The organism is Desulfolithobacter sp. (genome assembly GCF_054025815.1).
Genome location: NZ_JBPMMS010000012.1, coordinates 29,193 through 43,249, shown reverse-complemented (window position 1 = coordinate 43,249; position 14,057 = coordinate 29,193). Strand labels below are relative to the sequence as shown.

Below are 14,057 nucleotides of genomic sequence, written 5' to 3'. Positions count from 1 at the left end.
TTACAGGGAGCGAAAAATGACAGCGGAAATGACCAGCGGCATTCTCTACCTGCTTGTGGGAGCGTCCATTATTTACCTGTTTCAGCAACGGCGCAGCCAGCTCGCCAGCCTGACACCGGACAAAGTCCCGGAACTGGACGAAGAGGGCCTGGCTGAACTGCGGCTCCTGATGAAAACCGCCTACGAACGCATGCTCTACATGGGGGTGCTGTTTTTACCCCTGGCACTCAGTACCATGCGGGGCAGCTCCAGTGTGAGCCGACTGTTCTTCCTCCTCCTCATCGGGCTTTTGTTTCTCAGCAACATTCCGCCCAGAAACAAGATAATCCGTCTCCTGGAACGTTACGGTCTCACCGTTCCGGACCTTCAGGAACGGGGTATCAAAGTCTGAGCCGGCCCGGTCGACTTGACCCCTCCAGGGAATACCACCATTCACATTCCTTTCTTCCCTTGCTGAACAGGCCCGTTGATTTCATCCCCCGCATCCTCCTCAATCACCGGCAGGGTGATGATGAACACGGCACCCTGGCCCGGCTCTGATTCCACGGTGATGGTGCCGCCGTGGTCCTCGATAATTCCGTAACTGACCGACAGTCCCAGGCCGGTTCCCTCTTCCATATTCTTGGTGGTGAAAAACGGATCAAAGATCAGGGGGAGGATATCAGGGCTGATACCGCAGCCACTGTCCCGGACCCTGATCTCCAGGGCCCTGGAATCCATGGTGTCCGGGATGGAAATCACCCGTACGGCGACATGAATTTCTCCGTCCTCGCCGATGGCCTGGATGGCATTGATAAAGAGATTGAACAAAACCTGCCTGATCCGTTCCCTGTCCATCATGATCAAGGGAAGTTCAGGGGCCAGATCCAGTGAAAACGATATCCGTTTTCGCTCCATCTGCCGATTGAGTATTCTCTGCATATCCAGAAGAACAGACGATATGTTCACCAGTTCCCTGCTGGACTTCTGACTGCGGGCAAAACTGAGCAGATCACTTATGATCCTCTGGCAGGTTCGGGTATGACGCTCAATCACCACAAGGTCCCGATAGGCCTGCCCTCCTCCGACCTCCTTTTTCAGGATATCGGTATAGCAGAGAATAACCCCAAGCGGATTGTTTATTTCATGGGCAACACCAGCGGCCAGCTGTCCAACGGCGGCCAGCCGTTCAGCCTGCTTGATTTGCCGGGCCACCATCTGCTGCCTGGTAATATCACGGGCAAAACAGACAATGGATTCTTCAGCGATCCCGGAAAACCGGACCGGATAGAACGTGACGGTGAACACTGTTCCGTTATCCAGTGTCACTTCGGTCGACTGCGGCAGGCGGCCTGCTTCCAGCAAATGAATACAGCGGGAAAAGGGAAGCGGAGAATCGCAGGACAGCTCCTCGGTGGTACGGCCATATATCTCTGACTCTTCCTGTCCACAGTGTTCGAGAAAGGCCCGGTTGACCATCCGCACGATCCCATCTTTGTCAAGCAGTACCATGGGGTCGGTAATGGCATCAAAGACGGTCTGCAACAGTTCCTTGGAATGACGCAGACGGGAGATACTTTCCAGACTTTCCAGGGTAATACCGATCTGGCGGCCAATGGAGATCAAAAGCGCCTGTAAGGCGTCATCCAGGTCCTCAAGCTGGATACCGGAAAAAACCATCATCCCCAACAGCCGTTCCCGGCAACACAGCGGGACCCGAATTCCCAGCTCCCGGTTTTCCCCATCGCCGGTCAACCGGATATTGCCACACCCCTCGATGGCAACCAGCCGGGCAATGGCGTCCGGATCCGTTACCCGGGCACCACTCAGGGAAGCGGCATCGACTTCCAGCCGCAAAGCCAGATCCTGGTCTCCTTCCTGGCAGCGAAGCTCCAGCTGCCGCTGCGCACGGTCAAAGAGATATATCCCGGCTCCCCGGGCCGGAATCACCTTGAGCGCTGCCTGCAGCAGGGCCGGGAGCAGGTCGCAAAGAGTCCTGGTCTGGGTGATCAGGCCGGCAATGGTGTTGAGCAGAGCCAACTCCTTGTTCCGGTCCCGAACCTGGTGATGCAGCCGCTCCTGGGAACGTTTGAGGGCCTCGGTCCGCTGTTCGACCATGGAGCGCAGATGACAGGCATACTGCTCCAGCTTTCTCCGGCTTTCCGCCAGATGGTTGGCCATCATCTCGGCCGCCGTATGGAGATCCCGCAGTTCATCACCTTTTCGGGCCATCTGGTAGATCTTCTCTCCTTCACTGTCACCAAGGCTGTCCCTGAACAGGGTCAGGACCGAGCGCAGGGAACGCACCACCACCCGGTCAAAGAATATCCAGATAATGGCGTAGAGAAACAACAGCACCAGGACAATGAAACTGAACACCTGGAGGGCGGCCTCACGGATGGCGGCCATCTGACTGCCAGCGGGAATAGATATCGACTGAACCCCGGCGATCACACCCTCTGTTTTGTAAAATCCCCGGTCGCTCCCATATCTGGTCCGGATCGCTGCCGGGGCATCGGCTGGATCGCCGTGGCAGTGCAGGCATTGAGCTGAGAACTCCACCGGTCGGAACTGGACGAACCACTCCTCGCCCTGATCCCTGATCATGCCAAACCACAACTCCTCATCAGGATGATCCCGGAACCAGGTGATCATCTCCCGCTCTTTCGGGGTGGCTTCAAAATCAGGATTCCTGGCATTGAGCGCAGAACGACGATAGTTGAACTCGGGCAGCTTTTCATGGAAGATATCCATGATCACCCGGGAGATGTACGAGGTGGACATGGCCTCCAGGACAAACCGGTCCGGGCCCAGCTCTTCAAACATTCTGGGCCGCAGGGTGGTATGGACATAGGTCCTGGTGGATTCCACCGCGGCCATGACCAACTGGGTTTTCTGGAAGGTCTCCTCCTCAAAGAAACTTTTTTCGTAAAAATAGGTGATCAGGGCGACGATAGCCCCGAAGAACACGAGAATACAGGCAAGACCGATCTGGAATCTGACCTTCATGAAATTCCTGGTTATTCTTTATGAAGCTCGTCAAGTCGCAACCGATGCCGGTCGTCAAAGAGGTGCCGGCCGGTGAGACCCACTGCGAACATGGTTCCGAACCCGGTGCCGGCGCAGAGCAGAAACATGATCAGGATCTGGTATTTCACCGCGTCCATTGGCGAAGAGCCACCCAGTATCTGCCCGGTCATCATCCCTGGCAGGCTGACAATGCCGGCCGCGGCCATGGAGTTAATGATTGGTATCATACCGGACCGGACCGCCGAGCGCCGGATTTCCTCCACGGACTCCAGGCCGGTCTGCCCCAGCAGCAGCCTCTGTTCGACCATCTGACGCTGCTGCCACAGGGTCTCGGTGAACCGGTCCATGGACAGGGCGACCCCGTTCATGGTGTTGCCCAGCAGCATGCCCAGCAGCGGGATGGAGTACTGGGGGGTATACCAGGGATCATTGCCGATGATAACGATCAGGCCCAGCAGAGCCACGGTAAAGGAGGAAACGAACATCGAGCCGGTGCCCAGCAGCCAGCCCGCCAGGCCGTGAAAACTATATTTCTGCCGGGCAATGACCTCCCGACCGGCTACGGCAAGCATGATCGTGGCAATACCCAGCACGAACCAGAAACTGCCACTTGCAAAGACCAGCCGCAGCACCTGGCCGATGAGCAGGAGTTGAACCGTAGTCCGCAGGGCCGAGATGGCCAGCCGCCGTTCAAGCCCCAGCCCCAGCCGGTAGCTGGTGAGACCGAGAAGCACAACAAGAGATGCGGCCAGGGCCAGGTCCAGAGGAGAAAGCTGTATCACCCCCATGTTCTCATGTCTCCCGGTGGAGAATGGAGTTGCCGTCCATAAACAGCCGCCAGTCAGCCACCCGCCGCAGCTGCTCCGGATCATGGCTGACCCACAGGACAGGCACCTGCTGACCCTGCATGTACTCCAGGGCAAGGCTCTCTACCCGTTCTATGTTCACTGCGTCCAGACTGGCGGTGGGTTCGTCGAGCAGCAGAGCCTCGGGACGATTGGCCAGGAGACGCAGAAAGGCTAGACGCTGTTTTTCCCCGGTGGAAAGTCGGCTTATCCGCCAGCCCAGTACCTCGGGACCAAAACCAAGCCGGTTGAGCTGTTCGCTGGCCGGCGGCCGGGTAAAATGTTCGCCGACCAGGTCGTGCCACCAGAAACTCTCGGCCGGCAGCAGCCCCACCCTGCGCCGCCACCGGGGTGCCGGAATCTCCTCCTGGCGGACATCACCGAGCCAGACCGTGCCCTGGTGGGGATCGAGGTCGACCATGGCCCGCAGCAACAGGGTCTTGCCGGCCCCGGAGGCCCCGTACAGGCCAGCGCACTGCCCGGTCTCCACCGTGAAACTGTAGGGACCGTGATCACGAAACCTCAGCTCATCAACCCGTAAGTCCGCCATGTTCTGTTCTCTCTCGCGAAAAAAAGAGGAAGGGGAAATCGGCACTCAAGAAATTCCCGGCCATTATTCCAGCCCGGCGCCGGTTTCCATTTCCGGCTCAGGAATTTTTTCACAGCCAAGATAAACGGTAAAGACACTACCCTCTCCCTGACGGCTCTCCACTTCGATCCGACCGCCATGTTTTTCGACGATGTTTTTGGCAATAGCCAACCCCAGACCGGTACCCCGGTTCTTGTCCGTGAAAAAGGGCGTGAAAATCTGCTCCACCTTCTCCTGTTCCATACCCACCCCGGTGTCCGCCACCTTCAGAATCACCCCGGCCCCACTGGCACAGGGAAGTGTGGTGAGGGTAAGAGTCCCGCCCTCGGGCATGGCCTGGACCGCGTTGAACATCATGTTGAGCAAAACCTGGTAGATCTGTTCACTGTCCATGACCACGTCCGGCAGATGCGGGTAAAGCTGCATATTCAGGATCACGCCATGTTTTTCAAGCTCCTGCTCCATGAACCGGGTGACCCGCAGGATCAACTCGTTGAGGGAACCTTTCTCCATCTTCGGATCCCGGGGACGGGCAAAATCGAGGAACTCGCGGACGATATTGTCCAGCCGGGTGGTTTCCTCGACGATGATATCAGCCAGGTGCTCGTTGCCCGGCGCCACCCTGCTGATCCGTTTGCTCAAAATTTCAGCGGTGGAGCGGACAATACCCAGGGGATTCTTGATCTCGTGGGAGACTGCGGCCACCATCTTGCCAAGCGTTGCCAGCCGCTGGGTTTCATGGAGCTTCTTTTCCAGACGCCGCCGTTCCTCGGCCCGCTCCTCCAGGATCCTCTTACCCCGGGCCACGATCAGGCCGAGCACCCCGAACAGCATACCCATGATGGCCAGAGACAATACAATGATCCGGGCCTGCATCTCGATAATGGCCCGCAGGTCACCGGACAGATCCTTGACCACCTCTATCACGCCCATGATGGTACCGCTGCGTTCGCCGAACTGGTGCTCCTGACGAAAGGGTATATAGGTCTTGAGCTTGCACGTGACCGGTGGGGTGCCGGGAAGCAGGTTGAAAATGGTTCCCCGGCTTTCCAGCACGGTGGAGTTTCCGCCCTGAAGTGCCTTCTGGTATTCGACTCCCCCCACATTCCGCTTACCCACCAGTTCCGTCCTGGTGGAATAGGAGATAATATTTTCCCGGGAATCAAAGATAGTCACCGAATCGATCCCCATACCCCGGGTTATATTGCGAACGATCATGTCCAGGCGGGCAAATTGTTCCTCGTTGGACAGGGCAATGCGGCCATAACGAACCACGGTAGGCAGGACAAACTGGAGGAATACCTGGCGGTTCAGATTTTCTGCAAACAGCAGCGAATAGGCCTCGCTGCGGGCAAGAAGCACCTGGCGGGCCTTGTTGGAGACCACCCAGGAAAGCACCAGAGATGCAATGAGAATCACCGAGAGGCTGGTAAAGGCAAAATATTTGACCAGCTGAAACGGCTGCGGTCCGGTCTCCATGACCTTACGTCGCCGATTGCCCCTGGGCCGGCGCTGAAAGAAACGTTCCGGACCGACCTGGGAGCGAAGAACATCCAGTGCCTGCCACAGCCTTTCCGGAGACAGGGTTTTACGTATCTTTTTTCTCACAGTTCTGATCCAGAAATTCGCGTATCCATGCCTTTGCCCTCAAAGGGGCGCCTGGGACTGAGCCAGGCCCGGAACACAAAAAATTCCGACTTCACACATAAAACAACATATCAGGGAGTTATGCCACCACAAACCCCGCAGCGTCGGCAAATATCCGTATTGCAGGGAGCAGTGGACCGCTCAGCCAGCCCCTTTTCAAGTTCCTGTAAGAGATAGCGTTTATCAATTCCATGGTCCACCACGTCCCAGGGGAAGAGCTCGTCCCTCGCCCGCGGGCGGACCGCGTATTCCCAGGCCGTACACCCATGTTTTTTCATGGCCCGCTTGAACGTTTCACCTGCGGCCATGTCCAGCAGAACCGGGGTCAGCCGACGATCACCCCGGGAAAAAACCGCCTGCTGCAGGACCCGGTCGGGCCGATCCACCTTAATCCGCAGGTTGGCCAGGTCGGCAAGTCCCGTGCGCAGATATTTAATCTTCTTTTTCAGGGCTGACACCGCCCGGGAACAGGTCAGGTCCAGGGCCGCCTCATCCTCCTCCAGGCCGCCGTAGGGCAGATACTGAAAAGGAGTCCACGGCTTGGGAACAAAGGAGTTGACCGACAAGGTCAGTTCAGTTACCCGGCCCCGTCGGCGGCCGAGTGGCAGGATCTCCCTGTGGACCCGGTGAACCAGGGCGATCATCTCATCCAGGTCCGCTACTGTCTCGGTGGGCAGGCCGATCATGACGTAGAGTTTGAGATGGACGATCCCGGCCCCGACCAGAGCCACGGCCGCGGAGAGCAGATCCTCCTCGGTCAGGTTTTTGTTGATGACCCGACGCAACCGTTCTGAACAGCCGTCCGGAGCGATGGCCACCGACTTGAGCTGCGAATCGGCCAGCAGGGCCAGGAGCTGATCGTTTATCCGGTCAGCCCGCAGGGAGGAAAAGGACAGGCTGCACCCCTGACCCTGCAGGTAGGCGGTAATCCGGTCAAGCACCTCCGGATCGGCCATCTCCATACCCAGGAGCCCTACCCGGTTGACCGAGACAGGACGTTCCTCCAGGCTCTCCAGAATGGCCTCCCCGCTCCAGAGCCTGGGTGGCCGATAGATAAACCCGGCGGCGCAAAACCGGCAGCTGCGGCTGCAGCCCCGTCCCAGCTCCACCATGTACATCTCCAGCTCGGCATCCGGCGAAAGCAGGCGGGAATGAGCCGCGACCCCGATATCGGGCTGGATCACCCTGGCAACCCTCCTGTCCTGTCCCGCCTCCGCCCGAATCCCCTGGACCCGACCGTCTTTCCCGTATTCGAAGTGGTAAAACGCAGGCACATAACAGCCATCCAGAGTGGAGGATATGTTTTCCAGCATCTTTCGACGTGGGATGTCCGCAGCCAGGTCCCTGTCCAGAATCTCCATCAGGGGGCCGAGCACCGGTTCGGCCTCGCCCAGCACGATCAGATCGGCAAAAGGGGCCAGCGGTTCGGGATTCATGAACACTCCCACCCCACCCAGGATCACCAGGGGACTGCCCGGCCCCACCTCTCTGGTCCGGTCAGCGGCCAGGGGCTCCAGGCCGGTTGCATGCAGCATGCGAATCAGACGGGGATAGTCGTGTTCAAAGCTGATGGAGCCGAGTACCACAGGAAAATCGGCCAGTGGTCGGCTTGATTCGAGGGAACGGAGCCGGCCCGGCTCCCCGGGATAGACAAACCGCTCGCAGACCACATAATCAAGTTCGCCCAACAGGTGGTAGACCAGCTGCAGTCCCAGGTTGGATACCGCCAGAGGATAGATGTTGGGATAAAGCAGGGCCACCGGCAAACGGCCCTTCCATTTCTTGACAATGGTCCCTGTTTCTCGATCAAGCCAGGACGCCATGGCTCCTTACCTTGGGAAGCAAAAAGCCCGGACACAGTGTCCGGGCTGGATTGATGAAGGGGAAAGATTTCCTCCGCCCCCCTGATGGTACCTTGAAGCAGCGTCCCTGCTTTCAGTTGGCCTTTTTACGGATATAGGCCGGCTCGTCCCAGTCGTCATGCTCATGTTCATCAAAAATAGGGGTGGGCATGGACCGGGTCCTGGGTACGGGGTTTGGCTTGGCCGGACTCACGGCTTTGGGTGACAGATCCTCGGCTCCGACAACCCGCTCTTCCAGGGGCAGCACCGTGGTTTTCTGCGGCTTGGCCTTTTCCTGACGGCGGCTGCGGCTGACATCGAGCGACGATATGGTCTCGGAGTCCTCGATGGAAGAGATACCGGTGGCAATCACCGTGACCCGCAGCTCATCACCCAGGCCCTCGTCAAACAGAGCGCCGATAATAATGTTGGCGTCCTCGTGGGCCTTATCCTGGATCAGGGCCGAGGCCTCCATGAACTCGGCCATGGTCAGACTGGACTCGGTGGCGGAAATATTGATCAGAATTCCCTTGGCGCCGTCGATACCGACATCCTCGAGCAGCTGGTTGTCAATGGCCCTCTTGGCCGCCTCGGCCGCCCGGTTCTCGCCCACTGCGGCACCGGAGCCCATGATGGCCGGGCCGACTTCTTTCATGACCGTTTTCAGGTCGGCGAAATCCACGTTGATATGCCCGGGCAGGTTGATGAGATCGGTGATGCCCTTGACCGCCTGCAGCAGGACGTTATCCACCATCTTCATCATATCGACAAGGGTGGAGTTGGTCTGCATGAGGCTCAGCAGCCGGTCGTTGGGAACCGTGATGATGGTGTCGGCATACTTTTTCAGCTCTTCCCAGCCAGCCTCGGCATTACGCATCCTCTTCCTGGCTTCGAAATAAAAGGGCTTGGTGACAACAGCAACGGTCAACGCCCCCATCTCCTTGCTCAGCTTGGCAATTACCGGCGCCCCACCGGTGCCGGTGCCGCCCCCGAGACCGGCGGTAATGAAGACCATGTCCGCCCCGGCCAGGGCGTTCTGAATATCCTCGTAACTTTCCTGGGCCGCTTCCCGGCCCTTTTCCGGATCAGCCCCGGCACCCATACCCTTGGTAATCCCGGGGCCAAGCTGGAGCCGGATGTCGGCCCGGGATTTCTCCAGGGCCTGCATATCCGTGTTTGCGGCGATGAACTCGACACCCTTGAGCCGGTTTTCCACCATGGAGTTGATGGCATTGCCGCCACCGCCTCCGACTCCGATTACCTTGATGACTGCTACCGATTCTTCTTCCGCCATTCTAAACGGCATGGTTCCCCCTCGAACTGAACTCTGGTATCCCTGATCTTGACAAACTATACCATTAATGTAATTCAGACTAAAGTATAAATTATGTGAATTTTACTTCCCTCGCCGGTTCCCCGCAGGGAGGTCCTTTTTCCAGTTCCGCGGAAAAAATCCCCGTGGCCACAGTTTGTCCGCAGCCCGATCAGATAATGTTTTTCATCCATTCCTTCAGCCGCTGTACCACACCGCTGCGGCTTTTCACCCCATACTTCCGTTCCTCGCTGCCATAGAGCACTAGCCCGACCGCCGTGGTGCAGCGGGGTGATTCCACCTCTCCCACCTTGCCACCGATCCCCTGGGGATAGCCGATCCGCACAGGCATATCGAATATTTGCTCGGCCATTTCCACGATATGGGGCAACAGCACGGTGCCGCCGGTCAGAACCAGGCCGGCGTTGATCCGGTTGCGATAGCCGGATGAACAGATGTTCTTGTTCACCAGCTCGAGGATTTCCTCCATCCGGGCCTCGAGGATCTCAACCATGACCCGCTGGGAAACCTTGCGCGGTTTCCGGTCGCCCACCGTGGGCACCTCGATGATATGGTTGTCCTTGACCATGGACGACAGGGCCCCGCCATAAAGGTACTTCAGCTGTTCCGCCTCCTGGAGAGGAGTCCGCAACCCGATGGAAAGATCCGAGGTCAGGTTGTTGCCGCCGAGTGCCAGTTCCCAGGTATGCTTGATGGTCCCGTTACAGAAGATAGCGAGGTCTGTGGTCCCGCCACCGATATCCAGGAGCGCCACCCCCAGCTCCATCTCGTCCCGCTTCAGTACCGCTCGGGAAGAGGCCACGGATTCAAGTACAATATCAGAAACCTGGAGTCCGGAACGGTTGCAGCTGGTCATCAAATTGTGCAGCGAGGTCACATCCGCAGTGACGATATGGACATTGGTCACCAGCCGGACGCCGGTCATGCCAAGCGGATTCTGGATCCCGGTGTGGTCATCCACCATGTACTCCTGGGGCAGGACATGGATGATCTGCTGGTTGTCCGAAATCTTGACCGTCCGGGCGGCTTCGATCACGTCCTCGATATGCTTCTGCCGTATTTCCTGGTTGTTGATGGCGATGATACCAGGAGAGTTGAATCCCTTGATATGGTTGCCGGCAATGCCCACGTAGACACTCTCGATATCACATTCAGCCATCTCCTCAGCCTCATTCAGGGCCTGGAGAATGGCTTTGACCGTGGATTCGATATTGACCACCACCCCTTTCTTCATACCCGAGGAAGCGGCCGTGCCCACACCGATGATATCCACCCGGTCCGGAAAGACCTCACCGATAACCGCGCATATCTTGGTGGTGCCGATATCCAGGCCGGCGATCAGCTCGCCCGCTTCCTGGCCATCTGCACCGTATCCATCCTTCTCACTGGTCATTCTCTATCTCCAACACTGACGCCTGTCTACTCGACACTGACGCCTGTCTACTCGACACGCTACAGGTCCGTTTTTGCGACAAGGACCTTGTTTTCGTCATATTCCATCTGGATTTCAGCAACATGATCAATGGTCTTCTTCCGGTATAACCGGTCGAGGATCTTGATCAGCCGGGCATACTTTGTCCTCATTCTCCCGCTGCCCAGATAAATGGGAAACGGCCGGTCCAGGAGGTACATGACAAGTTTCTGCTCCGGGGTGACATGAATTTCAGAAATCCCCTGGACCGGCAGCACCGGATTGCCTCTGCGGGCAGTCAACCGGAGAAAATCCAGCGCCTGGTCGGCCGGGGTACCGGTAACGACCTTCATGCCATCATTGAGCTTCAAGTGATCCTGGATGCCGGTCAGGACCGGAAAATCAAGCTCATAGCCGCTGACCACCCGGGCAAAGATCTCGCCATCGCTGTCCACGTAATAGAGCCCGGACAGGTCACCCCTGTCCTCGATGTTGATCATGGCCAGGGGCCGATGCTCGACCACGGTCAGTACCAGGGCGGAGGGCCAGGAGCGAACCACGGTCACCGCATCGATCCACGGATGTTCGGCGATACGCTTACCCACCTGATCCACGTCCAGTCGCAGGAGATTCATCCCCCGCTCAATACCGGCCAGATCGATAACAGCCTGGTCTTCCACCATCCGGTTACCCTGGACAGAGATGGTAACCAGCTTGAAGATGTCTGAACCGGAAAAAACCCGGTAGGCTCCATACCCGCTTAAGCCAAGCAGCAGGGTCACCACCAGACATACCATCCCGCCCCTGGATATTCGCCGCAGCTTCCACGACCGCTGGGCACTGGCCACCAGGTTTCGCGAGTACGGCCGAGCGCTGGATGCACCTCGTATACGGCGCAACCACTCCGTGCAGGATGACAAGATCCTGCCGAGTCTTCCCGGCCTTCCGGACGGGGAGGATGTACCTTTCGGAGTGTACGGGGCCATGTGTCAAATAACACCTGAATCGAGCGTTTCACCCTTCCGGGATTTTCATTTGAGAACAGATTCTGGAACCTTTAAATTATATGGACTTCAGGCTCCAGCCAGATGCCAAACTTCTGATAAACCCGCTGCCTGACCTCGCCGGCCAGAGAGAGAATGTCCTCAGGGGTGGCGTCACCGGTATTGACCAGAAAATTGGCATGGTCAGGCGAGATCATGGCCTGGCCGTGCCGCAACCCCTTGAGTCCGGCGGCGTCGATCAGGCGACCGGCAGAGTCTCCTTCAGGGTTTTTGAAAAACGAGCCAGCCGATGCCATGTTGGCTGGCTGTTTCTCCCTGCGTTTTTTGATATTTTCCCTGCAGTTATGCAGTATCTGCCGCTGATGACCCCGTTTGAGCACCACGGTGGCCGCCACCACGATCAGATCGTCAAAACTTGCCTGGACAAGCTCCATTCTCCGGTAGCCCGGCCGCATCCCCGATTGATCCACCTCCATCACCCGGCCGCTGCGGTCGATCAGGGTAATGGAGTGCAAGCTGTCCGCCATGGCCCGTCCCCAGGCACCGGCGTTCATCCGCACGGCCCCGCCGACACTGCCAGGGATTCCGGCCATGAATTCCATTCCGCCCAGGGCATGGTTGGTGCACCAGGCCACCAGCCTGGCCAGCGGGCAGCCGGCCCCGGCCCGGACAAGGACCGGATCCGAGCCCATCTCCACACTCTCTTCCAGCCTGACAACATGGTTGAACTCGCCCTGCAGCTGAATGATTACTCCGGCAAATCCCTCGCTTCGCACCAGGATATTGGAACCGCGACCAACCACCCGCCAGGGGATGCGACGCTCTTCAAGCCAGGCCAGCAGCTTTTTGAGCTCCGCCAGATGCGTGACCGTCACCAGGGCTTCGGCCACGCCCCCGGTGCGCAGGGTCGAATACCTGGCCATGGAGACATCCCAGAGCACCCTGCCGCTCCAGAAGGCCGCAAATTCCCACCGCTCACCCGGTTTCATGCCCTACCTGCTCCGCAACTGTTCCAGAAACTGTTCCCCGGTACGGACGATGTTGCCGGCCCCCAGGGTCAGGAGCAGATCCCCCGGGCGGACAAACTCGTCCAGCCGCTGGAGCAAGTCTTCTCCCGCCGGCAGATAATGGGCCTGGCGATGGCCATGCCGCTTTATCGCCACCAGAAGCCCTTCACTGTCCACGCCGGCAATGGGCTCCTCGCTGGCCGGATAGATATCGGTGAGCAGCAGCACGTCGGCCCGGTGAAAAGCGGTGGTGAACTCATCAAAAAGGGCCGCGGTCCGGGTGTAGCGGTGGGGCTGGAAAAGCACCACCAGCCGCCGCTCCGGCCACCCCTCGCGAACCGCATCAAGAGTGACGCGTATCTCGGTGGGATGATGCCCATAATCGTCGACCACCAGGATGTCGCCCTCCACCCCCTTGAATTGCAGCCGCCGTTCCACCCCGGCAAAGGAGGCCATGGCCCGGGTAATGACGTCAAAATCGATTTCCAGTTCCAGGGCCACGGCCACGGCGGCCAGTGTATTGTAAACTGTGTGTCGGCCGGGAGTGTTTCGCCGTATTCGTCCCAGCTCCCTGTCCCGGTAACGGACCATGAACTCGGAGCCGCCCTTAACGGTGTCGATGCGCACCGCATGAAGGTCTGCCTGCTCGGTAAGGCCATAGGTGATCTTTCTCTTCTCGATCCTGGGCAACAGGCTGGCGATGTTGGGATCATCCAGGCAACAGATCACCACCCCGTAGAAAGGAATCAGGTCGATGAACTCGAGAAAGGTCTCCTTGATATGGTCCAGGTCCCGGTAGTAGTCCAGGTGTTCCAGGTCTATGTTGGTCACCACCTCGATGACAGGGGAGAGCTTGAGAAAGGAACCGTCGCTTTCGTCAGCTTCAGCAACCAGAAACTCACCCTCACCCAGCTTGGCGTTGCCACCCAGGTTATCGACCTTGCCACCCACCACCACGGTGGGATCCAGGCCGGCCTCGGTAAGAATGGTGGAGATGAGCGACGTGGTGGAAGTCTTGCCGTGGCTGCCGGCTATCGCGATGCCGTATTTCTTGAGCCGCATGAGCTCGGCGAGCATCTCGGCCCGCTGAATGACCGGAATCTGCTGCTCCCGCGCCGCCAAGACCTCTGGATTATCGGCGGAGATGGCCGACGAGGTAACCACGACATCAACCCCGTCAACCCAGGCCCCGTCGTGTCCGATGTGAATCGTCCCTCCCAGGGATTCAAGCTTGCTGGTGATCTCTGAACGGTTGAGATCAGAACCGCTGACCCGGTAACCCAGGTCAAGCAGCAGCTCGGCTATCCCGGACATGCCGATCCCACCTATTCCGACAAAATGAATATGCTTTGTTTTGTTATACAAGGCTGT

Annotated in this window: 11 protein-coding genes; 1 reads left to right on the top strand and 10 read right to left on the bottom strand. The window is 58.4% G+C overall.

Annotated elements, in window-relative coordinates:
- Positions 1-16 precede the first annotated feature (16 nt).
- The gene (locus ACXJJY_RS02675) at positions 17-391 is read left to right on the top strand and encodes a hypothetical protein (RefSeq protein ID WP_456385164.1); all 375 of its coding nucleotides are present in this window, start codon (positions 17-19) and stop codon (positions 389-391) included.
- Between the two features lie 41 nt (positions 392-432).
- Here ACXJJY_RS02675 and ACXJJY_RS02670 read toward each other — a convergent pair whose 3' ends face one another.
- From ACXJJY_RS02670 to murC, 10 genes are all read right to left on the bottom strand, one after another.
- Complete coding sequence (locus ACXJJY_RS02670; protein WP_456385163.1) at positions 433-2,988, bottom strand: c-type heme family protein; 2,556 nt, start codon at positions 2,986-2,988, stop codon at positions 433-435.
- A gap of 11 nt (positions 2,989-2,999) precedes the next feature.
- A complete protein-coding gene (locus tag ACXJJY_RS02665; RefSeq protein WP_456385162.1) occupies positions 3,000-3,797 on the bottom strand; it encodes an ABC transporter permease in 798 nt (265 codons plus the stop codon).
- Positions 3,798-3,801: 4 nt separating this feature from the next.
- The gene (locus ACXJJY_RS02660) at positions 3,802-4,404 is read right to left on the bottom strand and encodes an ABC transporter ATP-binding protein (protein ID WP_456385161.1); all 603 of its coding nucleotides are present in this window, start codon (positions 4,402-4,404) and stop codon (positions 3,802-3,804) included.
- Positions 4,405-4,467: 63 nt separating this feature from the next.
- On the bottom strand, positions 4,468-6,051 hold the full coding sequence (locus tag ACXJJY_RS02655; RefSeq protein ID WP_456385160.1) for a sensor histidine kinase: 1,584 nt from the start codon (positions 6,049-6,051) through the stop codon (positions 4,468-4,470).
- A gap of 110 nt (positions 6,052-6,161) precedes the next feature.
- On the bottom strand, positions 6,162-7,913 hold the full coding sequence (locus ACXJJY_RS02650) for a radical SAM protein (protein WP_456385159.1): 1,752 nt from the start codon (positions 7,911-7,913) through the stop codon (positions 6,162-6,164).
- A 112-nt stretch (positions 7,914-8,025) separates the two neighbouring features.
- On the bottom strand, positions 8,026-9,237 hold the full coding sequence (ftsZ, locus tag ACXJJY_RS02645) for a cell division protein FtsZ (protein WP_456385158.1): 1,212 nt from the start codon (positions 9,235-9,237) through the stop codon (positions 8,026-8,028).
- 178 nt (positions 9,238-9,415) lie between these two features.
- Entirely contained in the window at positions 9,416-10,657 is a 1,242-nt protein-coding gene (gene ftsA / locus ACXJJY_RS02640; RefSeq protein ID WP_456385157.1) for a cell division protein FtsA, read from the bottom strand.
- A 59-nt stretch (positions 10,658-10,716) separates the two neighbouring features.
- Positions 10,717-11,574 carry a cell division protein FtsQ/DivIB gene (locus ACXJJY_RS02635; protein WP_456385156.1) on the bottom strand — a complete coding sequence of 286 codons (858 nt, stop codon included), beginning with the start codon at positions 11,572-11,574 and terminating at the stop codon, positions 10,717-10,719.
- Positions 11,575-11,732: 158 nt separating this feature from the next.
- Entirely contained in the window at positions 11,733-12,668 is a 936-nt protein-coding gene (gene murB, locus ACXJJY_RS02630; protein ID WP_456385155.1) for a UDP-N-acetylmuramate dehydrogenase, read from the bottom strand.
- A gap of 3 nt (positions 12,669-12,671) precedes the next feature.
- The gene (gene murC / locus ACXJJY_RS02625) at positions 12,672-14,051 is read right to left on the bottom strand and encodes a UDP-N-acetylmuramate--L-alanine ligase (protein WP_456385154.1); all 1,380 of its coding nucleotides are present in this window, start codon (positions 14,049-14,051) and stop codon (positions 12,672-12,674) included.
- Positions 14,052-14,057: the final 6 nt, after the last annotated feature.